The organism is Citrobacter sp. KTE30, from assembly GCF_000398825.1.
GTDB classification, from domain to species: domain Bacteria; phylum Pseudomonadota; class Gammaproteobacteria; order Enterobacterales; family Enterobacteriaceae; genus Citrobacter; species Citrobacter freundii.
In genome coordinates, this window is record NZ_KB976055.1 from 3373183 (window position 1) to 3395523 (window position 22341).

The following is a 22341-nucleotide window of genomic DNA, read 5'->3' on the forward strand; positions in this document are numbered from 1 at the left end:
GTGGAACCCCGCTGACCCGGCGGCTTATAATCCGTTGTTCCGTGTCAGTGGAGGCGCATTATAGGGAGTTATTTCAGGCTGACAAGTTAAAAATATAAAAAACTTATCAAGCGATTACTTTTCAATCAATACGTCTATTTTCGCCTGAATTTTAAACAAAAACGAGCCCCGCAGGGCCCGTTTATTGTTGTTTTGTGACTTACTGCACTGCCACGATGCGATCGTCATTCACTTCCAGACGAATCGTTTTGCCCGGAATCAGTTCACCAGACAGAATTTGCTGCGCCAGCGGGTTTTCGATCTGCTGCTGGATAGCACGTTTCAATGGACGTGCGCCATATACCGGATCGTAACCATTCGCACTCAGCAGTTTAAGCGCCTCGTCAGAAATATGGATTTCATAGCCACGTTCTTCCAGACGTTTGTACAGACGCTGCAGCTGGATCTGAGCAATAGAAGCAATGTGCTGCTCACCCAACGGATGGAATACAACAACCTCATCTATACGGTTGATGAATTCCGGTCGGAAGTTATGGCTCACGACGCCCAGCACCATATCTTTCATGTGGCCGTAATCCAGCTCACCAAAGCGTTCCTGGATTAGATCAGACCCCAGGTTTGAGGTCATGATGACAACCGTATTACGGAAGTCGACCGTTCTTCCCTGTCCGTCAGTCAGACGACCATCGTCAAGCACCTGCAGCAGAATGTTGAACACATCCGGGTGTGCTTTTTCCACTTCATCCAGCAGGATGACAGAGTAAGGACGACGACGTACTGCTTCCGTCAGATACCCACCTTCTTCATAACCGACATATCCCGGAGGTGCCCCAACCAAGCGAGACACCGAGTGTTTCTCCATAAACTCGGACATATCGATACGCACCATTGCGTCGTCACTGTCGAACATAAAGTTTGCCAGCGCTTTGCACAGTTCGGTTTTACCGACCCCGGTTGGACCAAGGAACAAGAATGAACCAATCGGACGATTCGGATCGGACAAGCCCGCGCGGCTACGACGGATGGCGTTAGAAACGGCTTCCACCGCTTCGTTCTGACCAATCACACGGCTGTGCAGCTCCTGTTCCATACGCAACAGTTTTTCCCGTTCGCCTTCCAGCATGCGAGCAACCGGGATCCCGGTCCAGCGCGCCAGCACCTCAGCAATTTCTGCATCCGTGACTTTATTACGCAGCAGACGCATGGTTTTGCCTTCAGACTGGGTGGCTGCTTCCAGCTGTTTTTCCAGTTCAGGAATTTTGCCGTACTGCAGTTCAGACATCCGCGCCAGGTCGCCAACGCGGCGCGCCTGTTCGATGGCGATTTTTGCCTGCTCCAGCTCAGCCTTGATAGTTTGCGTTCCCGAGAGGGAGGCTTTTTCAGCTTTCCACTCTTCCTCTAACTCAGAATACTGGCGCTCTTTGTCGTCCAGCTCTTCGTTGAGCATATCGAGACGTTTTTTACTTGCCTCATCAGACTCTTTCATTAATGCCTGCTGTTCCAGTTTGAGCTGGATAATACGGCGGTCGAGTCTGTCGAGTTCCTCCGGCTTGGAGTCAATCTGCATACGAATGCTGGATGCCGCTTCGTCAATAAGGTCGATAGCTTTATCCGGTAACTGACGATCGGCAATATAACGATGAGACAACGTAGCTGCCGCAACAATCGCCGGGTCAGTAATCTGCACATGATGGTGCAGCTCATAACGTTCTTTCAGGCCACGCAAGATTGCGATGGTGTCTTCCACTGAAGGTTCAGCCACAAACACTTTCTGGAAACGACGTTCCAGCGCCGCATCTTTTTCGATGTACTGGCGATATTCATCAAGCGTTGTGGCGCCTACGCAGTGCAGTTCCCCGCGAGCCAGCGCTGGTTTCAACATGTTCCCGGCGTCCATCGCGCCATCGGCTTTACCCGCCCCAACCATGGTATGCAATTCGTCGATAAACAGAATGACGTTGCCTTCCTGTTTCGAGAGATCGTTCAGCACACCTTTTAAGCGCTCTTCAAACTCACCGCGATATTTGGCCCCAGCCACCAGCGCGCCCATATCCAGCGCCAGTACACGACGGCCTTTTAAGCCCTCCGGCACTTCACCATTGATGATGCGTTGGGCCAGCCCTTCAACAATGGCTGTTTTACCGACACCGGGTTCACCGATTAACACTGGGTTATTTTTAGTACGACGTTGCAGCACCTGAATGGTACGGCGAATTTCTTCATCACGGCCGATAACTGGATCGAGTTTGCCCTGTTCAGCACGTTCAGTCAGATCGACGGTATATTTTTTCAAGGCCTGACGTTGGTCTTCAGCCCCCTGGTCATTCACGCTTTCACCTCCACGCATTTGTTCAATTGCCTGAGTGATATTGGCGGTCGTCGCCCCAGCTGATTTTAATAAGTCGGTCAGCGTACCGCGTGACTCAAGCACCGCCAGAACGAACAGTTCTGACGAAATAAAGTTGTCCCCACGTTTTTGCGCCAGCTTGTCGCAAAGATTCAGTACACGCACCAGTTCCTGAGAAGGCTGCACATCACCGCCGGTACCTTCTACCTGCGGCAAACGGCTCAACGCCTGGTCAATGGTTGTACGTAACTGGCCAGCATTAATGCCAGCAGACGTTAATAAAGGACGTACCGATCCCCCTTCCTGATTCAGCAAGGCGCTCATTAGATGAAGTGGTTCGATGAATTGATTGTCGTGCCCCAATGCGAGTGACTGGGCATCGGCAAGAGCAAGCTGGAATTTATTGGTAAGACGATCCAGACGCATAACTCCTCCCATAACAGGTCAAAATTGCTACTGGAGATTAAATGAGGTCATCCCTCAATTATTCAAGGTGAATGACCTGAATTATGTGAAAAGAAAATTACACGTACCGGATCGTCTTGATTCTTTAGGTTATATCAGCCAAATAAAACTTGCCATACGACCCGTGGTATTGTCGCGACGATAAGAGAAGAACGTCTCACTTTCACTAAAGGTGCAACGGTCGCCGCCGTGGAGGTTCTCCACGCCGACATTTGCCAGCCGCTGACGGGCAAGCTGGTAGATATCCGCCAGATACTTGTCGCCGCGCGGTACAAATGCGAGGTTCGCTTGCGGATCTTTCGTCATGAATGCCTCGCGAACTTCTGCTCCCACTTCAAAGGCGTTTGGGCCTATCGCCGGACCTAGCCAGGCAATAATGTTTTCAGGTTCGTCGGCAAAACACGCCACCGTCTCTTCCAGCACGCCAGCGCATAATCCTCGCCAACCCGCATGGGCCGCAGCCACTTCCGTCCCGGCGCGATTGCAAAACAGCACCGGCAGACAATCAGCGGTCATTACCGCACACACTGTGCCCGGCGTGTTGCTATACGACGCATCTGCGCGTTTGGAGGCGTAAGGCCCGCCTGTCAGTTTCAGGACATCCTTACCGTGGACCTGCTCCAGCCAGACCGGCTTTGACGGCAGATTGCCCGCAGCAAACAGTCGTTTGCGGTTCTCTTCAACATGCTCCGGGTTATCGCCGCAATGGGCACCCAGATTCAGCGAATCGTAAGGCGGCATACTGACTCCGCCAATACGGGTAGAACTACACGCCGCGACACCTTGCGGTATCGGCCACTGCGGAACAATTAGCTTACTCATAGCCAGGCAATATCATCCTTATGTTCTTCGAAATCAGCGCGCATCACTTCAATCAATTGCACCATATCTTGTGGGATCGGCGCATGCCATTCCATTTCGATACCGGAAATCGGGTGATACAAACGCAGCATGGTCGCATGTAGCGCCTGGCGGTCGAACTTACGCAGTACGGAGATAAATTCGTCAGAAGCGCCTTTCGGTGGACGTGGACGACCGCCGTAGACCTGATCGCCCACCAGCGGATGAGTGATATGTGCCATGTGCACGCGGATCTGGTGCGTACGTCCGGTTTCCAGACGCAACCGCAGACGCGTGTGCACACGGAAGTGTTCCATAATGCGATAGTGCGTTACCGCCGGTTTCCCCATTGGGTGTACCGCCATGTGCGTACGCTTGGTCGGGTGACGGCTAATCGGTTCCTCAACGGTTCCGCCAGCAGTCATGTGACCAATTGCTACGGCTTCGTACTCACGGGTAATTTCGCGCAGCTGCAATGACTCAACCAGACGTGTTTGTGCCGGAACCGTTTTTGCCACCACCATTAATCCGGTCGTGTCTTTATCCAGACGGTGTACGATACCGGCACGAGGAACATCCGCGATTGGCGGGTAGTAATGCAGTAACGCATTCAATACCGTACCATCAGGATTCCCGGCGCCCGGATGCACTACAAGGTCACGGGGTTTGTTGATGACAAGAATATCATCATCTTCATAAACGATATCCAGTGGGATATCCTGAGGTTCAAAACGAACCTCTTCATCAATTTCTGCATTGATGGAGACACGCTCTCCACCCAACACTTTTTCTTTCGGTTTATCGCAAAGATTGCCATTTACCAGCACGCGCTGGTCGAGGATCCATTCTTTTATGCGCGATCGCGAATAATCAGGGAACAATTCGGCCAAAGCCTGATCTAAGCGTTGACCGAGCTGATTTTCGGAGACTGTTGCGGTGAGTTCTACTCGTTGTGCCATAAACTGCTTCTTCGTTTAACGTTGGGTTTTACGGCTTTGCCGTTTAATATAGTGTGCTATTGTAGCTGGTCTTAACCGGGAGCAGGAACAGAGAATCTCCCGTATTACATTTTGAGGAAAGTCAAAACGTCATGACGCGCATGAAATATCTGGTGGCAGCAGCCACGTTGAGCCTGTTTTTGGCGGGTTGCTCTGGTTCAAAGGAAGAGGTGCCCGATAATCCGCCAAATGAAATCTACGCGACTGCTCAGCAAAAGCTGCAGGACGGTAACTGGAAACAGGCAATAACGCAATTGGAAGCGTTGGATAACCGTTATCCATTTGGACCGTATTCTCAGCAGGTGCAATTAGATCTCATCTACGCCTACTACAAAAACGCCGATCTGCCACTTGCTCAGGCTGCTATCGATCGTTTTATCCGTCTTAACCCGACACACCCTAACATTGATTATGTCATGTATATGCGTGGCCTGACCAATATGGCGTTGGATGATAGCGCACTGCAAGGATTCTTTGGTGTTGATCGCAGCGATCGCGATCCCCAACACGCCCGAGCTGCGTTTAATGACTTTTCCAAACTGGTACGTGGCTATCCGAACAGCCAGTACACCACTGATGCCACCAAACGTCTGGTGTTCCTGAAAGATCGTCTGGCGAAGTATGAATATTCTGTTGCGGAATACTACACTGCCCGCGGTGCATGGGTTGCCGTGGTAAACCGTGTGGAAGGCATGCTGCGCGACTACCCTGATACTCAGGCAACACGTGATGCTCTGCCGTTAATGGAAAAAGCTTATCGCCAGATGCAGATGAATGCGCAGGCAGAAAAAGTAGCGAAAATCATTGCCGCTAACAGCAGCAATACCTGATTTGCCTCAGAATGCAAAACGGCAGCCCAAGGGCTGCCGTTTTTTTATCCGTTAACGCTACAACTGAAGCGGTTTAGCTCCGACGCATCCCATCAAATATGGCCTGCTTTCAGGTATTCCTCAAGTAAAAAATCGCCTGTTCCTGCGGTGCCTCACAAAAAGGTTTTCTTGACAAAAAGCGACAAAAAAATGTGATTTACATCACGTATTTTGACATTGGGAACGGTATGCTGGAATCACCAAGACGGGAAAGACAAGAGGTAAAATTTATGACAATGAACATTACCAGTAAACAAATGGAAATTACTCCGGCAATTCGCCAGCATGTCGCAGACCGTCTCGCCAAACTAGAAAAATGGCAAACTCATCTGATTAATCCACATATCATTCTGTCTAAGGAGCCACAGGGTTTCATTGCTGATGCCACCATCAATACACCGAACGGACATCTGGTCGCCAGCGCAAAACACGAGGATATGTACACCGCAATTAACGATTTGATCAACAAGCTGGAACGGCAGCTCAATAAAGTGCAGCACAAAGGCGAAGCCCGTCGTGCAACAACTTCAGTCAAAGACGCCAACTTCGTCGAAGCAGAAGAAGAGTAGTCCCTTACATTGAGTGTATCGCCAACGCGCCTTCGGGCGCGTTTTTTGTTGACAGGGTGAAAACAGTACGGGTACTTTACTGACGTAGCCAAAGGAAAATTACATGAAACTTGTTCCGTTCTTCTTCGCATTCTTTTTTACCTTCCCCTGAATGGGAGGCGTTTCGTCGTGTGATAAAGAATGCGAAGACGAACAATAAGGCCTCCCACAACGGGGGGCCTTTTTTATTGATAACAAGAAAGGCAACACTATGACATCGGAAAACCCATTGCTGGCGCTGCGCGATAAGATCAGCACGCTGGATGAAAAATTACTGGCCCTGCTGGCTGAGCGACGTGGACTGGCCGTAGAAGTTGGTAAAGCCAAACTGCTTTCACATCGTCCGGTACGAGATATCGACCGTGAACGTGACCTGTTGGACCGTCTGATTCAGTTGGGCAAAGCACATCATCTCGATGCTCACTACATTACCCGCCTGTTCCAGCTCATAATCGAAGACTCCGTCCTGACTCAACAGGCTCTGCTCCAGCAACACCTGAACAAAATTAACCCACACTCCGCGCGCGTGGCCTTCCTGGGGCCAAAAGGATCATATTCCCATCTGGCAGCACGTCAGTACGCCGCCCGCCATTTTGAACAATTTATTGAAAGCGGCTGCGCAAAATTTGCCGATATCTTTAATCAGGTCGAAACCGGACAGGCTGACTATGCTGTGGTTCCGATTGAAAACACCAGCTCCGGTGGGATTAACGACGTTTACGACCTGCTGCAGCACACCAGCCTGTCTATTGTTGGCGAGATGACCATTACGATAGACCACTGTGTACTGGTGTCCGGCACTACGGATCTTGAGACCATTGAAACGGTATACAGCCATCCGCAGCCGTTCCAGCAGTGCAGCAAGTTCCTGAATCGCTACCCGCACTGGAAGATTGAGTACACTGAAAGCACCTCTGCGGCAATGGAAAAAGTTGCGCAGGCTAACTCACCGCATGTGGCGGCCCTGGGGAGCGAAGCCGGAGGCGTACTGTATGGTTTGCAGGTTCTCGAGCATATTGAGGCTAACCAGTCGCAAAACATCACCCGCTTCGTGGTGCTGGCACGTAAAGCAATCAATGTATCCGACCAGGTTCCGGCAAAAACCACGTTGCTGATGGCAACAGGACAACAGGCCGGTGCGCTGGTAGAAGCATTGCTGGTGCTGCGTAACCATAATCTGATTATGACTAAACTGGAGTCACGCCCGATTCACGGCAATCCGTGGGAAGAGATGTTTTATCTTGATATCCAGGCCAACCTGGAATCGCCCCAAATGCAAAAAGCATTGAAAGAGCTGGGTGAGATTACACGTTCGATGAAAGTACTGGGATGCTATCCGAGTGAGAACGTGGTGCCGGTCGATCCGAGCTAACGTTTGACAATGCCGGATGGCACTACGCTTATCCGGCCTACAATTCATGCGATTTTTGTAGGCCGGATAAATCGAAGCCGCCATCCTGCGTCTTAATTAAGGACGGCTGTCATTCGCCTGGCGTAACAAAGTACGGCTTTCACTCTGGAAGCGTTTCGCATAATCACCAAACCAATGCTCCACCTTACGGAAACTGTCGATAAACGCTTGCTTATCACCCTGCTCCAGTAAACCGATCGCCTCACCAAAACGTTGGTAGTAGCGTTTGATCAGCGCAAGGTTGCTCTCAGACGACATAATAATATCGGCATAGAGCTGCGGATCCTGGGCAAACAGACGGCCAACCATCGCCAGTTCAAGACGGTAAATCGGCGAAGAGAGCGCCAGCAGCTGCTCCAGTTGAACATTCTCTTCCGCTAAATGCAGACCGTAAGCAAAGGTCGCAAAGTGACGCAATGCCTGAATAAACGCCATGTTCTGATCGTGTTCAACGGCGCTGATCCGATGTAGTCGTGCACCCCATACCTGAATCTGTTCCAGAAACCACTGATAGGCTTCCGGCTGACGTCCATCACACCAGACGACGACCTGCTTTGCCAGGCTGCCGCTGTCCGGACCAAACATTGGGTGTAACCCCACTACCGGGCCATCATGTGCAGCCAGCATCGCCTGCAAAGGACCATTTTTCACTGAAGCCAGATCCACCAGGATGCAGTCAGACGGCAGACGCGGTAGTTTGGCGATCACCTGCTCGGTGACGTGGATCGGCACACTGACGATCACCATCCCAGCATCAGAGACGATCTCCGTAGCGCGATCCCAATCCTGCTGTTCCAGGATCCGCACCTGGTAACCTGACAGGGTGAGCATTTTTTCAAACATACGCCCCATCTGACCGCCGCCGCCGACGATCACCACCGGCCGCAGAGAAGGACAAAGCGTTTTAAACCCTTTGTCGTTCTCACTGGAATAGGACTCACGCATAACGCGGCGTAGCACATCTTCAATCAGGTCCGGCGGCACGCCAAGGGCTTCCGCTTCCGCCCGGCGAGAGGCAAGCATAGAGGCTTCCCGTTCCGGCACGTAAATCGGCAACCCAAAACGGCTTTTTACTTCACCAACTTCGGCAACCAGCTCCAGGCGGCGTGCCAGTAAATCCAGCAGCGCCTTGTCGACTTCATCAATTTGATCGCGTAATGCGGTCAATTCAGCAACCATAACCAACCTCTTATGCTACACGCGCCGACAGCTGACCGTTTAAATCTTGACTAATTTCACGCAGCAGCGCATCCGTCATTTCCCAGCTAATGCAGGCATCGGTTACGGACACGCCGTATTTCATTTCGCTGCGCGGCTGTTCAGAAGACTGGTTGCCTTCGTGAATATTACTTTCAATCATCAAACCAATGATCGAGCGATTGCCATCTTTGATTTGTGCAATTACGGATTCAGCCACGGCAGGCTGACGGCGGTAATCTTTATTGGAATTACCATGACTGCAATCTACCATCAGAGAAGGTCGTAGTCCCGCCTGCTCCATCTCTTTTTCGCACTGGGCGACATCTGCCGGGCTGTAGTTCGGCGCTTTACCCCCGCGCAGGATCACGTGGCCGTCCGGATTCCCTTGTGTTTGCAACAGTGCAACCTGCCCGGCCTGGTTAATACCGACAAATCGGTGCGACTGCGCAGCCGCTCGCATGGCGTTAATAGCGGTCGCCAGGCTACCGTCGGTACCATTCTTAAAGCCAACCGGCATCGAAAGACCGGAAGCCATTTCGCGGTGTGTCTGCGATTCCGTGGTACGGGCTCCGATTGCGGACCAGCTAAACAGATCGCCCAGGTATTGCGGGCTATTTGGATCCAGCGCTTCAGTTGCCAGCGGCAGTCCCATATTTACCAGTTCAAGCAGCAGCTGACGCGCAATTTTCAGACCTGCTTCAACATCAAAAGAGCCATCCATATGAGGATCGTTAATTAACCCTTTCCAGCCGACGGTGGTACGGGGTTTTTCAAAATAGACGCGCATCACCAGGTAGAGGCTATCGCTGACCTCTGCGGCAAGGGCTTTAAATCGACGAGCATACTCAATAGCCATTTCAGGATCGTGAATGGAGCATGGGCCACATACGACCAGCAGGCGCGGATCGCGACCGGAGATAATATCTGAGATGGTTTTACGCGACTGGGCGATTTGCGCCTCTTGCTCCTGGCTCAGCGGAAATTCAGCTTTCAGCTGCTCCGGGGTCATCAGAACCTGTTCGTCGGTAATATGTACGTTGTTCAGCGCGTCTTTTTGCATGATGGTGATCCTGTTTAGCTCGTTTGCGATAGTTGATCCTCAGCGAGGAGGAAATAACGATACCATAACAGGTAAAGATTTCAATCCACAATCCGTAAATTTTAATTTACACAGTGTTATTTTAAGGCAAAAATAGCCCTTATAAATGTACACTTAAATTTACACCACGAATTTTCAGATCCGCTATGCTTAAAAAAACAAGGGAGCACAGGCAATGAAGCAACTCATCAGCATCTTATTTCTACTCCTTCTTAGCGGATGTCAGATAGATCCCTACACCCATGCCCCTACCTGGACTGGTACCGACTGGTATGACGCCGGGATACAAGATGCCATTTCGGGCTATGCCGTTAAAGATAATGAAACTCTTGCCGACAACTTCAATGATCCCGAAGTCGATCGTACGAAATATCTTAAGGGTTATGCCGAAGGGCAACGCAAAATCTGCCAACAAGATTTTGTTTACGCCAGAGGTCTGGCCGGGAAAACCTTTCCCCCAAGTTGTGATACGGTCGAAAATATTGACCAGTTACACGATGCCTGGAAAAAAGGAGCAAACGAAGGTGCTGCCTCAATAAGATTAAACTAAACAATGGTTTAAATATTACAGACAACTAGGATTTAACTTAAATCGCCATCAGCTTTACCCCTGGAATAATGACGACTTAGGAAAATAATGTTATTTTGTCTTAAACAATCTTGAATGTATTTCGACGCTTTACGGCAAACGCTGGTAGGTAACTATTCATGAGCTATTCTTACCGACTCATACTTCTACTGGCACTGCTCCTGACCGGGTTACCGCTGTACGCCCAAAGCGTTACAGAAGAAGCAAAATCTGTACGTGCTATGGTTTCCGGCATCGTCAGTTATACACGCTGGCCAGCACTTTCCGGGCCACCCAAACTGTGTATTTTCTCTTCATCGCGTTTTTCCAGTGTTCTGGAAGATACCAGTACTGGGGCATTACCCTATCTTCCCGTCATCATTCGTACGGAACAAGAAATATTAGTTTCGCAATGTGACGGTTTTTATTTTGGAAAAGAATCACCTACTTATCAGGTGGAATTAAAGAATAAATATCCGACAAAGGCATTGCTATTAATTGCAGAACAAAATCCCGAATGCGTTATTGGCAGCGCCTTTTGCCTCATAATTAAAGATGAAGATGTGAGATTTTCCGTAAATATGGATTCCCTTTCACGCAGCGGCGTAAGGGTCAGTCCTGACGTATTGATGCTTGCACGGAATAATAAGCATGGATAAGGGCCATTCTCCTGTAACACGCCCGACGTTTAAACGGACATTACGGCGTATCAGCATAATCAGTGTCCTGGTGACGATGACGTTGATCTGGCTGCTGCTCAGCATTTCTTCCGTGCTGGCCTTAAGACAGTATGCGCAAAAGAACCTGGATCTGACTGCCGCGACCATGACCCGCACGCTTGAAGCTGCATTAGTCTTTTCTGATAGTGTTGCAGCAACTGAAACACTGGCGGCACTGGGCCAGCAAGGGCAATTTTCCGTTGCGGAAGTGCGTAATAAACACCAGAAGGTGATCGCCACCTGGCGCTATAACGCGCAAGACACCACGGAGAAGATCAGCGGACTGATCAGCCACTGGCTGTTCCCACAACCGGTCACTCAGCCTATTTTGCATAATGGCAACGTCATCGGCGAAGTACGATTGACTGCACGCGATAGCGTTATCAGCCGTTTCATCTATTTGTCGCTGGCCGTTCTTACCGGGTGCATTTTGTTGGCATCAGGCATAGCATTAATGCTCACCCGCTATTTACACAATGGCGTCGTGGAAGCCCTGCAAAATATAACCGAGGTGGTACATGATGTACGTACCAACCGTAACTTTTCGCGACGCGTTTCCGAGGAACGCATTGAAGAGTTTCATCTTTTTGCCCAGGACTTTAATAGTCTGCTGGACGAGATGGAGGAGTGGCAACTTCGGCTGCAGGCAAAGAACGCTCAACTTTTGCGTACCGCGCTACATGATCCTCTGACGGGCCTGGCAAATCGCGCCGCTTTTCGTAGCAGTATTAACGCGCTGATGAATGACGATGCCGCCCACAGCAGCTCCGCTTTGTTATTCCTTGATGGTGATAATTTTAAATTTATCAATGATACCTGGGGCCACGCTGCGGGGGATCGGGTTCTGATTGAAGTCGCTAAAAGGCTGTCCGAGTTTGGTGGTAATCGACATTCGCCATACAGACTTGGCGGCGACGAGTTCGCGATGGTGCTGTATAGCGTTCATTCTGAATATGAGGTTCAGCGGATCTGCGCGGCACTGTCACAAGAGTTTGACCGACCTTTTGACCTGCATAATGGTCATTTAGCAAGCATGACACTCAGCATCGGTTTTGCGCTGACGTGGGAACATGCCTCTGCCGAGAAATTACAAGAACTTGCCGATCAAAATATGTATCAGGCCAAAAATTTGCGTTCTGAACGCACTATTATTAAATAAGGAATTACACACATGCTAAAACGTTTATTATCCCCGTTTCTTCTGCTTTTACTGATTCTGGCAGGCTGTCAGGCACCTCAGGGAAAATTTACCCCAGAGCAAATTGCAGCCATGAAATCGTACGGATTTACCGAAGCTTCCGGAGACTGGTCTCTGGGCCTGTCTGATAACATCCTGTTTGACAAAAATGACTATAAACTCCGTCCTGAAAGTGAAAAACAGATCAAGGAAATGGCATCCAAACTGGCAGCTACCGGGCTAAATCATGCTCGCCTGGATGGTCATACTGATAACTACGGTGAAGACAGCTATAACGAAGCTCTGTCACTCAAACGCGCGAATGTGGTTGCCGATGCCTGGGCACAGGGTGCCAACATTCCCCGCACCAACCTGACGACTCAGGGTCTCGGGAAGAAATATCCCATTGCCAGCAACCAGACATCAAAAGGTCGTGCTGAAAATCGTCGCGTTGCAGTCGTGATCACGACGCCATAATCATCCCCCAACTGGCTGCGCGCCGCGCAGTCATTCCATTGCCATAAAGAACAACAGAGCAAACGTCGGGATAAAAAAAGGGCCAGCCTTTCGGCCAGCCCTTTTCTAACAGGATGTCGCTTGCGCGAATCTTAGTTAAGACGCTCTTTGATACGAGCAGACTTACCAGTGCGCTCACGCAGGTAGTACAGTTTAGCTTTACGAACAGCACCACGACGTTTAACAGCAATGCTGTCAACTACCGGAGAGTGAGTCTGGAAGACACGCTCAACGCCTTCGCCGTTGGAAATTTTACGAACAGTGAATGCAGAGTGCAGACCGCGGTTACGAATAGCGATAACCACGCCCTCGAATGCCTGCAGACGTTTTTTGGAACCTTCAACAACCCATACTTTCACTTCCACGGTATCACCCGGACGGAAGGAAGGTACGTCCTGCTTCATCTGTTCTTGTTCAAGTTGCTTAATAATGTTGCTCATAATTTAATCTCTTATCCTGGGTAAACTGATATTGGGGGCTTACGCCTGCCCATCATGTTTATGTTGCTGTTGTGCGTGTTCCTTTTTGAACTCCGCCAGCAACCTTGCTTGCTCTTCAGTCAGAGCCAGGTTTTCCAGAAGTTCAGGTCTTCTAAGCCAGGTCCGGCCCAGCGACTGTTTCAAACGCCAGCGACGTATCTCAGCGTGGTTTCCTGACAGTAACACTGCCGGTACTTCCATCTGCTCTAACACTTCAGGTCGGGTATAGTGCGGGCAATCCAGCAATCCATCAGCAAACGAATCTTCGATTGCTGAAGCTTCATGACCCAGAACTCCCGGAATAAACCGGGAAACGGAGTCGATCAGCGTCATTGCCGGTAACTCACCACCGCTGAGTACGTAATCGCCGATTGACCATTCTTCGTCAATTTCGGTTTGAATCACGCGCTCATCTATTCCTTCATAGCGACCACATACCAGAATCAGCTTTTGATTCGTGGCCAGTTCGCTAACGCCCGCTTGATCAAGCTTGCGTCCCTGAGGTGACAGATAAATCACCTTTGCGCCTTCACCAGCCGCAGCTTTTGCTGCATGAATGGCGTCCCGTAAAGGTTGCACCATCATTAACATCCCCGGTCCGCCGCCGTACGGACGATCGTCCACGGTACGGTGCCGGTCATGAGTAAAGTCACGAGGACTCCAACTCTGGATGTTCAGCAGGCCATTTTTTACTGCCCGGCCAGTTACCCCGTAATCGGTAATTGCGCGGAACATTTCTGGAAACAGGCTAACGATACCTATAAACACAAGCCAATCCCCATAACGCCGACTTTTACCGTTTATCCGGTGGTTTAAAAACCAGGATCCCAATCTACTTCGATAGTACGAGTAGCGAGATCGACTTTCTTGATAACCTGCCCATCGAGGAACGGCACAAGACGTTCCTTGATACCAAACGCATCTTTCAGGTTTGCCTTGATGACGATGACGTCATTCGAACCGGTTTCCATCATATCGACGACTTTACCGAGATCGTAGCCTTCAGTGGTCACTACCTGGCAGCCCATAAGGTCTTTCCAGTAGTAGGAACCATCTTCCAGCGCTGGCAACTGCGAGGAATCCACGACAATTTCGCAATTAGTCAGTAGATTCGCCGAATCACGATCGTCAACGCCTTTCAGCTTGATGATCAGATCCTGATTGTGGTGCTTCCAGCTTTCCAGCTGTACTTGCTGCCACTGACCCGCCTTCTGGATAAACCAGGGCTGATAGTCAAAAATGCTTTCGGCGTCTTCAGTGGAAGAAAACACTCTGAGCCAACCACGGATACCGTAAGAAGACCCCATTTTCCCCAAAACGATGGGTTCTACAGGAGCCTGTGCGGCGAGTTGCTTGCTCATCATGACCACCGTGACAGATTAAGCTGCTTTGTTTGCTGCTTTGATCAGCGTAGCTACGCGATCAGAAATAGTCGCGCCCTGGCCAACCCAGTGAGCGATGCGATCCAGATCCAGGCGAGTGCCTTCTTCTTTTTCGCTAGCGATTGGGTTAAAGAAGCCAACGCGCTCGATGAAGCGACCGTTGCGTGCATTACGGCTGTCGGTAACAACAACCTGGTAGAACGGACGCTTTTTAGCGCCGTGACGAGCTAAACGAATAGTAACCATAACATCCTCTTGTGTGAATAAAACACCCAGGCCCCATCGAGGAACGGAGCCCGGGTGTCATATTAAAAGCCCGAAAATTTTACTGATTTCTGGGAAAAAAGCAATCAACATGTGATGAAGCTTTATACCAGGGCGTTACCGTTGCAGCCAGTTTGGCGTCGGCGTGCGCGCAGAAAGCGGAGCGTACACGCAGTACGTGAGCATTTCGAGCACACTCCGGCGTCAAAATGGCAAATAAGGTAGCCCGATATATTTATCTACCGGAGAAGCCGGGCGGCATCATCCCCTTCATACCACGCATCATCTTCGCCATACCGCCCTTCTTCATTTTCTTCATCATGCGCTGCATGTCGTCGAACTGTTTCAGAAGGCGGTTTACGTCCTGTACCTGCATACCGCAACCGGCAGCGATACGGCGTTTACGGGAACCTTTGATAATTTCCGGCTTAGCGCGTTCTTTCATCGTCATCGAATTGATGATGGCTTCCATACGCACCAGAACTTTATCGTCCATCTGCGATTTCACATTGTCAGGGATCTGACCCATGCCCGGCAGCTTGCCCATCAGGCTTGCCATACCGCCCATGTTTTTCATCTGGTTGAGCTGTTCAAGGAAATCATTGAGATCGAAGCCATCGCCTTTTTTCAGCTTGCTGGCTAATTTTTCTGCCTGCGCGCGGTCAACCTTGCTTTCGATATCTTCGATCAGCGACAGCACGTCGCCCATGCCGAGAATACGCGAAGCAATCCTGTCCGGGTGGAACGGCTCCAGCGCTTCGGTTTTCTCGCCGACGCCGAGGAATTTAATTGGCTTACCGGTAATATGACGAATAGAAAGCGCCGCACCGCCACGAGCATCACCATCAACTTTTGTCAGTACTACGCCGGTTAACGGTAGCGCTTCGTTAAAGGCTTTTGCGGTATTCGCGGCATCCTGACCGGTCATGGCGTCGACCACAAACAGCGTTTCTACCGGTTTGATAGAAGCGTGGACCTGTTTGATTTCGTCCATCATCGCTTCGTCAACGTGCAGACGACCGGCGGTATCCACCAGCAGCACGTCATAGAATTTGAGTTTGGCTTCTTTCAGCGCGGCGTTAACGATATCGACCGGCTTCTGGCCAACATCCGACGGGAAGAAGTCCACGCCGACCTGCTCGGCCAGAGTCTCCAACTGTTTGATCGCCGCCGGGCGATAAACGTCCGCGGAGACCACCAGCACTTTTTTCTTGTGCTTCTCGCGCAGGAATTTACCCAGCTTACCGACGCTGGTCGTTTTACCCGCACCCTGCAGGCCCGCCATAAGCACCACGGCTGGCGGCTGTGCAGCCAGATTCAGGGTCTGGTTTTCTTCGCCCATTGCCGCAACCAGTTCGTTACGGACAATCTTGACGAATTCCTGACCCGGCGTCAGGCTTTTGTTAACTTCATGACCAACCGCTTTCTCTTTTACGCGATTGATAAACTCACGCACTACCGGCAGCGCTACGTCAGCCTCCAGCAGCGCCATGCGCACTTCGCGCAGCGTCTCTTTAACGTTGTCTTCAGTAAGGCGTCCACGGCCACTGATATTGCGCAGCGTGCGCGACAAACGATCGGTTAAATTATCAAACATTGTCTCTCGCCTGGGGTGGAAACGGTCGGTCGCGACAGCGACACATCAACATAAATTTGTCGCAGTATAACATGAAGCCGCCTTTGTTGTTATGCAACGGTTGGAGCAGCGGTCACGTAACGCTATACTGCTTTTCTTTATCACTGGCCAATTGTCGACACCTATATGCCCGTTTTTGCTCTGCTTGCTCTTGTCGCCTACTCAGTCAGCCTCGCGCTGATTATTCCCGCTCTGCTGCAAAAAAACAGCGGCTGGCGGCGTATGGCTATTCTCTCTGCGGTTGTCGCGCTGGTAAGCCATGCTATCGCCCTGGAAGCGCGTATTCTGCCCGGCGGTGAAAGCGGACAAAACCTGAGTCTGTTGAACGTCGGCTCGCTGGTGAGCCTGATGATCTGTACGGTAATGACCATTGTCGCTTCCCGCAATCGAGGCTGGCTATTGCTGCCCATTGTCTACGCCTTTGCGCTGATAAACCTGGCCTTCGCCACGTTTATGCCTAACGAGTTCATCACCCATCTCGAAGCTACGCCGGGCATGATGATCCATATCGGGCTTTCGCTTTTCGCTTACGCCACGCTGATTATCGCCGCACTCTATGCGCTACAGCTTGCGTGGATTGACTACCAGCTGAAAAACAAAAAACTGGCTTTCAGCAATGAGATGCCGCCGCTGATGAGTATTGAGCGGAAAATGTTTCATATCACCCAAATTGGCGTGGTTCTGCTGACACTCACCCTGTGCACAGGCCTGTTTTACATGCATAACCTGTTCAGTACCGAGAACATTGATAAAGCCGTTCTCTCTATCGTGGCATGGTTTGTCTATATCGTTCTGTTATGGGGGCATTACCATGAAGGTTGGCGCGGACGTCGCGTCGTATGGTTTAACGTCGCAGGCGCAGGCATTCTGACACTGGCCTATTTCGGCAGTCGTATCCTGCAGCAGTTCGTGAGTTAAATCTTTAAGGAATCCTACGTGGAACACATCTCCACCACCACGCTCATTGTCACGCTCCTCATCATGGTGGTCATTTCCGCCTATTTTTCCGGTTCTGAAACCGGAATGATGACCCTGAATCGCTATCGTCTACGTCATCGGGCCAAGCAGGGAAATCGACAGGCAAAACGCGTTGAAAAGTTACTTCGCAAGCCGGATCGTCTGATAAGCCTGGTGCTCATCGGCAATAATCTGGTGAATATTCTGGCCTCCGCGCTCGGTACTATTGTCGGTATGCGCCTGTATGGCGATGCGGGCGTCGCCATTGCCACTGGGGTACTGACGTTTGTGGTACTGGTTTTTGCCGAAGTACTGCCAAAGACGATTGCCGCACTATATCCGGAAAAAGTCGCCTATCCGAGCAGTGTCCTGCTGGCTCCCCTGCAAATTCTGATGATGCCGTTGGTATGGTTACTCAACACCATCACGCGGCTGCTGATGCGCATGATGGGCATCAAAACGGATATCGTAGTGAGCGGTTCGCTGAGTAAAGATGAACTGCGAACGCTGGTGAATGAATCGCGATCGCAAATCTCACGCCGTAACCAGGATATGCTGCTGTCAGTGCTGGATCTGGAAAAAGTCAGCGTAGATGACATCATGATCCCGCGTAATGAAATTATCGGCATTGATATTAACGATGACTGGAAATCAATCGTGCGTCAGCTTTCGCACTCTCCGCACGGTCGTATTGTGCTGTATCGTGACTCGCTGGACGACGCTATCAGTATGCTACGCGTACGTGAAGCCTGGCGATTGATGGCCGAGAAAAAAGAGTTCACCAAAGAGACCATGTTACGCGCCGCCGACGAAATTTATTACGTTCCGGAAGGCACGCCACTCAGCACCCAGCTCATTAAATTTCAGCGCAATAAGAAGAAAGTGGGCCTGGTCGTCAATGAATATGGTGATATTCAGGGACTGGTTACGGTCGAGGATATCCTGGAAGAGATTGTTGGTGACTTCACGACCTCAATGTCACCGACGCTTGCCGAAGAAGTCACACCGCAGAATGACGGTTCGGTGATCATTGACGGCAGCGCCAACGTTCGTGAAATCAATAAGGCGTTTAACTGGCACCTGCCGGAGGATGATGCACGTACCGTGAACGGTATTATTCTTGAAGCGCTGGAAGAAATCCCGGTTGCCGGCACACGTGTGCGTATTGGGCAGTACGATATCGATATTCTCGACGTGCAGGACAATATGATTAAACAGGTGCAGGTGTTGCCCGTCAAACCGCTGCGGGAAAGCGTATCGGACCAGTGAGAGTAATCCAGACCGGGTAGCGCATCAGCATTACCCGGTCTGAGGCTGATTAGCCTTTAGCTTTCGCCACAGAGACCATCGCCGCACGGATGGTACGTCCGTTCAGGGTATAGCCTTTCTGCATAACCATCAGCACATTACCGGCAGCAACGTCGTCAGACTCTACCATGGCAATCGCCTGATGCACGTTCGGGTCCATCGGCACGTCGATATCCGCAACCACTTGTACGCCAAACTTCGCCACAACATCCAGCATTGACTTACGGGTCAGCTCAATACCTTCAACCATAGCCGCCATCGCGTCATTATCTTTGTCCGCAACTTCCAGCGCACGGTCCAGGCTATCCAGCACCGGCAGCAGCTCGTTGACGAATTTTTCCAGTGCAAACTTATGCGCCTTTTCTACGTCCAGTTCGGTACGACGACGCAGGTTTTCCATTTCCGCTTTGATACGCAACACGCTGTCGCGCTCGCGAGTTTCGGCTTCAGCAAGCTGAGCTTCCAGATTCGCAATTTTTTCATCGCGCGGATCCACCTGCTCAGCAGAAGCGTCTGATTCAACCGCCTCAACTTCTTCGTGCTGATCCATGATAATTTCTTCCGGGGCTTGCCCCTCAGGCGTTTTCTGTTCTTTACTACTCATGAATTTCTCCGCGTTTTTTTCGCATTCATCTCGCTAACCTGGATTATTATGGGGATAAGATTCAGGGTTTCAAGGGAAGTACTCACATTGTCACTAATCTTCGTTACAAGGACCTCGAGAAAATGAACAAACATTTCAAGTGTATTGGCATTGTGGGGCATCCACGTCACCCCACTGCACTGACCACACATGAAATGCTCTACCGTTGGCTGTGCGCCAAAGGTTATGAGGTAATCGTTGAGCAACAAATCGCCCACGAGCTGCAGCTGAAAAATGTGAAAACCGGTACGCTCGCAGAGATTGGCCAGCAGGCAGACCTCGCCGTGGTTGTCGGTGGCGACGGCAATATGCTGGGCGCCGCACGCACCCTGGCACGTTATGACATCAAGGTTATTGGCATTAACCGCGGCAACCTCGGTTTCCTGACCGACCTTGACCCAGACAATGCGCAACAACAGTTAGCTGACGTGCTGGAAGGCCACTACATCAGCGAAAAGCGCTTTTTACTCGAAGCCCAGGTGTGCCAACTGGACTGCCAGAAGCGTATTAGCACTGCGATCAATGAAGTTGTGTTGCACCCCGGAAAAGTGGCGCACATGATTGAATTTGAAGTCTATATCGATGAAATTTTTGCCTTCTCCCAGCGTTCAGACGGCTTGATTATTTCCACACCGACCGGCTCTACTGCCTACTCACTCTCTGCCGGAGGCCCGATACTGACGCCTTCGCTGGATGCCATTACGCTAGTCCCGATGTTCCCACATACGCTTTCCGCACGACCGCTGGTGATCAACAGTAGCAGCACCATTCGCCTGCGCTTCTCTCATCGCCGTAACGATCTGGAAATCAGCTGTGACAGCCAGATCGCCCTGCCTATACAGGAAGGTGAAGACGTATTAATTCGCCGCTGTGATTATCATCTGAACCTGATACATCCAAAAGATTACAGCTATTTCAACACATTAAGCACTAAGCTAGGCTGGTCAAAAAAATTATTCTAATTTAACGCCAACCTCTTTACTGTATAAAAAACCAGTTTATACTGTACGTAATTACAGTTATGGTTTTTCATACAGGAAAACAGCTATGTTGGCACAACTGACCATCAGCAATTTTGCTATCGTTCGTGAACTTGAGATCGATTTCCAGAACGGAATGACCGTTATTACCGGTGAAACAGGTGCGGGTAAGTCCATTGCCATTGATGCTCTCGGTTTGTGCCTGGGCGGACGCGCAGACGCCGACATGGTACGTGCAGGCGCCACGCGAGCCGACCTCTGCGCCCGCTTCACCTTAAAAGACACCCCCGCGGCCCTGCGCTGGCTGGAAGAAAACCAGCTTGAGGAAGGCCGTGAGTGTTTGCTACGTCGCGTTATCAGCAGCGACGGACGTTCACGTGGCTTCATTAACGGCACTGCCGTACCGCTGTCACAGCTGCGCGAGTTGGGCCAGTTGCTTATTCAAATCCACGGTCAGCATGCGCATCAGCTCCTGACAAAATCAGAACACCAAAAATCCCTGCTTGATGGCTACGCCAATGAAGCGTCCCTGACTCAGGAAATGGCTGTGCGCTACCAACTGTGGCACCAAAGCTGCCGTGACCTGGCACATCATCAACAACAGAGTCAGGAACGCGCAGCCCGGGCAGAGCTATTGCAATACCAGTTAAAAGAACTGAACGAATTCAACCCGCAGCCAGGTGAATTTGAGCAAATTGATGAAGAGTACAAGCGTCTGGCTAACAGCGGGCAATTGCTCACCACCAGCCAACAGGCACTGGCTATCATGGCAGACGGCGAAGACGTTAATCTGCAAAGCCAGCTGTACACGGCAAAACAGTTGGTTAGTGAACTGGCAGGAATGGACAGTAAGCTCTCCGGTATTCTGGACATGCTGGAAGAGGCTACTATCCAGCTCAGCGAAGCCAGCGACGAGCTGCGCCACTATTGCGATCGTCTGGATTTAGACCCTAACCGTTTGTTCGAACTTGAGCAGCGTATTTCCAAACAAATCTCATTGGCGCGAAAGCATCATGTTGCCCCTGAAGCGCTGCCACAGTTCTATCAGTCATTGCTGGATGAACAACAGCAGTTAGACGACCAGGCCGACTCTCTCGAAACCTTAACCCTGGCGGTGAACAATCACCACCAGCAGGCACTGGAAACGGCAAAAATGCTGCACCAACAGCGCCAGCATTATGCTCAGGAACTGGGACAGCTTATTACAGAGAGCATGCATACTCTCTCAATGCCGCACGGTGTCTTTTGCATTGATGTGAAATTTGAGGAACATCATTTGAGCTCAGACGGTGCCGATCGCGTAGAGTTTAAAGTGACCACTAACCCAGGCCAGCCGTTACAGCCGATTGCGAAAGTCGCTTCCGGTGGGGAACTGTCGCGCATTGCGCTGGCTATTCAGGTTATTACCGCACGTAAAATGGAAACACCGGCGCTGATTTTCGATGAAGTGGATGTCGGCATCAGCGGCCCGACTGCTGCGGTGGTGGGAAAAATGCTGCGTCAGTTGGGCGAGTCAACCCAGGTAATGTGTGTTACTCACCTGCCGCAGGTTGCTGGCTGTGGCCATCAACATTTCTATGTCAGCAAAGAAACTGACGGCGCGATGACCGAAACACACATGCAGCCACTTGATAAACGCGCTCGTCTGCAGGAATTAGCCCGCTTACTCGGAGGTAGCGAAGTAACGCGCAATACCCTCGCAAATGCAAAAGAACTGCTGGCGGCATAAACTTTTTTACCTTGTTAAGGTCTGAGTTCAACATAAAATCGCCGACCGACCCGACAGCAAAAGGTTTTAAAGTGGTGAAAGGTCTATTATCATCGGCATATTACATATGAGCCGCGTACTGCTCGGGCCCGAAAAGGAATCAAATC

Annotated in this window: 23 protein-coding genes and 1 other annotated feature; of the genes, 12 read left to right on the forward strand and 11 right to left on the reverse strand. The window is 50.7% G+C overall.

The annotated features are described in order from the left end of the window. Positions 1-199: 199 nt before the first annotated feature. The 3 genes from clpB to rluD all read right to left on the reverse strand — a co-directional run bounded on the left by clpB (position 200) and on the right by rluD (position 4611). On the reverse strand, positions 200-2773 hold the full coding sequence (gene clpB / locus WC1_RS07080) for an ATP-dependent chaperone ClpB (protein WP_003845841.1): 2574 nt from the start codon (positions 2771-2773) through the stop codon (positions 200-202). Between the two features lie 129 nt (positions 2774-2902). Next, the gene (yfiH, locus tag WC1_RS07075) at positions 2903-3634 is read right to left on the reverse strand and encodes a purine nucleoside phosphorylase YfiH (protein ID WP_016150787.1); all 732 of its coding nucleotides are present in this window, start codon (positions 3632-3634) and stop codon (positions 2903-2905) included. Next, a complete protein-coding gene (gene rluD, locus WC1_RS07070) occupies positions 3631-4611 on the reverse strand; it encodes a 23S rRNA pseudouridine(1911/1915/1917) synthase RluD (RefSeq protein ID WP_003031246.1) in 981 nt (326 codons plus the stop codon). Before rluD ends, yfiH begins: the two co-directional genes overlap by 4 nt. Positions 4612-4742: 131 nt before the next feature. On the opposite strand from rluD, the gene bamD reads away from it, so the two are divergent. The 4 genes from bamD (at position 4743) to pheA (ending at position 7499) form a co-directional block, all read left to right on the forward strand. After that, positions 4743-5480, forward strand: coding sequence for an outer membrane protein assembly factor BamD (bamD, locus tag WC1_RS07065; protein ID WP_003031245.1), 738 nt, complete (start codon positions 4743-4745; stop codon positions 5478-5480). A gap of 269 nt (positions 5481-5749) precedes the next feature. After that, on the forward strand, positions 5750-6088 hold the full coding sequence (raiA, locus tag WC1_RS07060) for a ribosome-associated translation inhibitor RaiA (protein ID WP_003031244.1): 339 nt from the start codon (positions 5750-5752) through the stop codon (positions 6086-6088). Between the two features lie 102 nt (positions 6089-6190). Beyond that, positions 6191-6316: a sequence feature (Phe leader region), on the forward strand. Next, the gene (gene pheL / locus WC1_RS24770; RefSeq protein ID WP_100250063.1) at positions 6192-6239 is read left to right on the forward strand and encodes a pheA operon leader peptide PheL; all 48 of its coding nucleotides are present in this window, start codon (positions 6192-6194) and stop codon (positions 6237-6239) included. (Overlaps the previous feature by 48 nt.) A 22-nt stretch (positions 6317-6338) precedes the next feature. Next, on the forward strand, positions 6339-7499 hold the full coding sequence (gene pheA / locus WC1_RS07055; protein WP_003839850.1) for a bifunctional chorismate mutase/prephenate dehydratase: 1161 nt from the start codon (positions 6339-6341) through the stop codon (positions 7497-7499). 96 nt (positions 7500-7595) lie between these two features. On the opposite strand, the gene tyrA is transcribed toward pheA, so the two are convergent. Together tyrA and aroF are read right to left on the reverse strand one after the other, a co-directional pair. After that, on the reverse strand, positions 7596-8717 hold the full coding sequence (gene tyrA / locus WC1_RS07050; RefSeq protein ID WP_016150788.1) for a bifunctional chorismate mutase/prephenate dehydrogenase: 1122 nt from the start codon (positions 8715-8717) through the stop codon (positions 7596-7598). Between the two features lie 10 nt (positions 8718-8727). Further along, complete coding sequence (gene aroF, locus WC1_RS07045) at positions 8728-9798, reverse strand: 3-deoxy-7-phosphoheptulonate synthase AroF (protein ID WP_003031241.1); 1071 nt, start codon at positions 9796-9798, stop codon at positions 8728-8730. Positions 9799-10012: 214 nt separating this feature from the next. On the opposite strand from aroF, the gene WC1_RS07040 reads away from it, so the two are divergent. From WC1_RS07040 to WC1_RS07025, 4 genes are all read left to right on the forward strand, one after another. Further along, positions 10013-10387, forward strand: coding sequence for a DUF2799 domain-containing protein (locus WC1_RS07040; RefSeq protein WP_016150789.1), 375 nt, complete (start codon positions 10013-10015; stop codon positions 10385-10387). Between the two features lie 158 nt (positions 10388-10545). After that, positions 10546-11064, forward strand: a complete 519-nt coding sequence (locus tag WC1_RS07035) for a regulatory sequestration protein YfiR (protein ID WP_003839843.1) — start codon at positions 10546-10548, stop codon at positions 11062-11064. Next, positions 11057-12283, forward strand: a complete 1227-nt coding sequence (gene dgcN / locus WC1_RS07030; protein WP_003839838.1) for a diguanylate cyclase DgcN/YfiN — start codon at positions 11057-11059, stop codon at positions 12281-12283. Before WC1_RS07035 ends, dgcN begins: the two co-directional genes overlap by 8 nt. A gap of 12 nt (positions 12284-12295) precedes the next feature. Next, the gene (locus WC1_RS07025; RefSeq protein WP_003839836.1) at positions 12296-12778 is read left to right on the forward strand and encodes an OmpA family protein; all 483 of its coding nucleotides are present in this window, start codon (positions 12296-12298) and stop codon (positions 12776-12778) included. 131 nt (positions 12779-12909) lie between these two features. Here the strand turns inward: WC1_RS07025 and rplS are convergent, their stop codons facing one another. The 5 genes from rplS to ffh form a co-directional block, all read right to left on the reverse strand. Beyond that, on the reverse strand, positions 12910-13257 hold the full coding sequence (gene rplS, locus WC1_RS07020) for a 50S ribosomal protein L19 (protein ID WP_002914145.1): 348 nt from the start codon (positions 13255-13257) through the stop codon (positions 12910-12912). Between the two features lie 39 nt (positions 13258-13296). After that, a complete protein-coding gene (trmD, locus tag WC1_RS07015; protein ID WP_003031232.1) occupies positions 13297-14064 on the reverse strand; it encodes a tRNA (guanosine(37)-N1)-methyltransferase TrmD in 768 nt (255 codons plus the stop codon). Between the two features lie 44 nt (positions 14065-14108). Further along, on the reverse strand, positions 14109-14657 hold the full coding sequence (gene rimM, locus WC1_RS07010; protein WP_003031230.1) for a ribosome maturation factor RimM: 549 nt from the start codon (positions 14655-14657) through the stop codon (positions 14109-14111). An 18-nt stretch (positions 14658-14675) separates the two neighbouring features. Next, positions 14676-14924 carry a 30S ribosomal protein S16 gene (rpsP, locus tag WC1_RS07005; protein WP_003031228.1) on the reverse strand — a complete coding sequence of 83 codons (249 nt, stop codon included), beginning with the start codon at positions 14922-14924 and terminating at the stop codon, positions 14676-14678. Positions 14925-15177: 253 nt separating this feature from the next. Continuing rightward, complete coding sequence (gene ffh / locus WC1_RS07000) at positions 15178-16539, reverse strand: signal recognition particle protein (protein ID WP_016150790.1); 1362 nt, start codon at positions 16537-16539, stop codon at positions 15178-15180. Positions 16540-16704: 165 nt separating this feature from the next. On the opposite strand from ffh, the gene WC1_RS06995 reads away from it, so the two are divergent. After that, positions 16705-17496: a cytochrome C assembly family protein gene (locus WC1_RS06995; protein WP_003031224.1), complete on the forward strand. Its 792-nt coding sequence runs from the start codon at positions 16705-16707 to the stop codon at positions 17494-17496. A gap of 18 nt (positions 17497-17514) precedes the next feature. After that, the gene (locus WC1_RS06990; protein WP_008324538.1) at positions 17515-18804 is read left to right on the forward strand and encodes an HlyC/CorC family transporter; all 1290 of its coding nucleotides are present in this window, start codon (positions 17515-17517) and stop codon (positions 18802-18804) included. 49 nt (positions 18805-18853) lie between these two features. Here WC1_RS06990 and grpE read toward each other — a convergent pair whose 3' ends face one another. After that, entirely contained in the window at positions 18854-19447 is a 594-nt protein-coding gene (gene grpE / locus WC1_RS06985) for a nucleotide exchange factor GrpE (protein WP_003031221.1), read from the reverse strand. A gap of 122 nt (positions 19448-19569) precedes the next feature. Here grpE and nadK point away from each other — a divergent pair, with 122 nt between their 5' ends. After that, positions 19570-20448: an NAD(+) kinase gene (gene nadK, locus WC1_RS06980; RefSeq protein WP_003031220.1), complete on the forward strand. Its 879-nt coding sequence runs from the start codon at positions 19570-19572 to the stop codon at positions 20446-20448. Positions 20449-20533: 85 nt separating this feature from the next. Next, the gene (recN, locus tag WC1_RS06975) at positions 20534-22195 is read left to right on the forward strand and encodes a DNA repair protein RecN (protein ID WP_016150791.1); all 1662 of its coding nucleotides are present in this window, start codon (positions 20534-20536) and stop codon (positions 22193-22195) included. The last annotated feature ends 146 nt before the right edge of the window (positions 22196-22341 follow it).

Coding starts and splice junctions, on each gene's coding strand:
- tyrA (WP_016150788.1), bottom strand. CDS start 8,717: ATGGTTGCTGAATTGACCGCATTACGCGATCAAATTGATGAAGTCGAC.
- aroF (WP_003031241.1), bottom strand. CDS start 9,798: ATGCAAAAAGACGCGCTGAACAACGTACATATTACCGACGAACAGGTT.
- nadK (WP_003031220.1), top strand. CDS start 19,570: ATGAACAAACATTTCAAGTGTATTGGCATTGTGGGGCATCCACGTCAC.
- ffh (WP_016150790.1), bottom strand. CDS start 16,539: ATGTTTGATAATTTAACCGATCGTTTGTCGCGCACGCTGCGCAATATC.
- WC1_RS07040 (WP_016150789.1), top strand. CDS start 10,013: ATGAAGCAACTCATCAGCATCTTATTTCTACTCCTTCTTAGCGGATGT.
- rimM (WP_003031230.1), bottom strand. CDS start 14,657: ATGAGCAAGCAACTCGCCGCACAGGCTCCTGTAGAACCCATCGTTTTG.
- rluD (WP_003031246.1), bottom strand. CDS start 4,611: ATGGCACAACGAGTAGAACTCACCGCAACAGTCTCCGAAAATCAGCTC.
- clpB (WP_003845841.1), bottom strand. CDS start 2,773: ATGCGTCTGGATCGTCTTACCAATAAATTCCAGCTTGCTCTTGCCGAT.
- raiA (WP_003031244.1), top strand. CDS start 5,750: ATGACAATGAACATTACCAGTAAACAAATGGAAATTACTCCGGCAATT.
- rplS (WP_002914145.1), bottom strand. CDS start 13,257: ATGAGCAACATTATTAAGCAACTTGAACAAGAACAGATGAAGCAGGAC.
- rpsP (WP_003031228.1), bottom strand. CDS start 14,924: ATGGTTACTATTCGTTTAGCTCGTCACGGCGCTAAAAAGCGTCCGTTC.
- WC1_RS07035 (WP_003839843.1), top strand. CDS start 10,546: ATGAGCTATTCTTACCGACTCATACTTCTACTGGCACTGCTCCTGACC.
- recN (WP_016150791.1), top strand. CDS start 20,534: ATGTTGGCACAACTGACCATCAGCAATTTTGCTATCGTTCGTGAACTT.
- dgcN (WP_003839838.1), top strand. CDS start 11,057: ATGGATAAGGGCCATTCTCCTGTAACACGCCCGACGTTTAAACGGACA.
- WC1_RS06995 (WP_003031224.1), top strand. CDS start 16,705: ATGCCCGTTTTTGCTCTGCTTGCTCTTGTCGCCTACTCAGTCAGCCTC.
- bamD (WP_003031245.1), top strand. CDS start 4,743: ATGACGCGCATGAAATATCTGGTGGCAGCAGCCACGTTGAGCCTGTTT.
- grpE (WP_003031221.1), bottom strand. CDS start 19,447: ATGAGTAGTAAAGAACAGAAAACGCCTGAGGGGCAAGCCCCGGAAGAA.
- WC1_RS07025 (WP_003839836.1), top strand. CDS start 12,296: ATGCTAAAACGTTTATTATCCCCGTTTCTTCTGCTTTTACTGATTCTG.
- pheA (WP_003839850.1), top strand. CDS start 6,339: ATGACATCGGAAAACCCATTGCTGGCGCTGCGCGATAAGATCAGCACG.
- yfiH (WP_016150787.1), bottom strand. CDS start 3,634: ATGAGTAAGCTAATTGTTCCGCAGTGGCCGATACCGCAAGGTGTCGCG.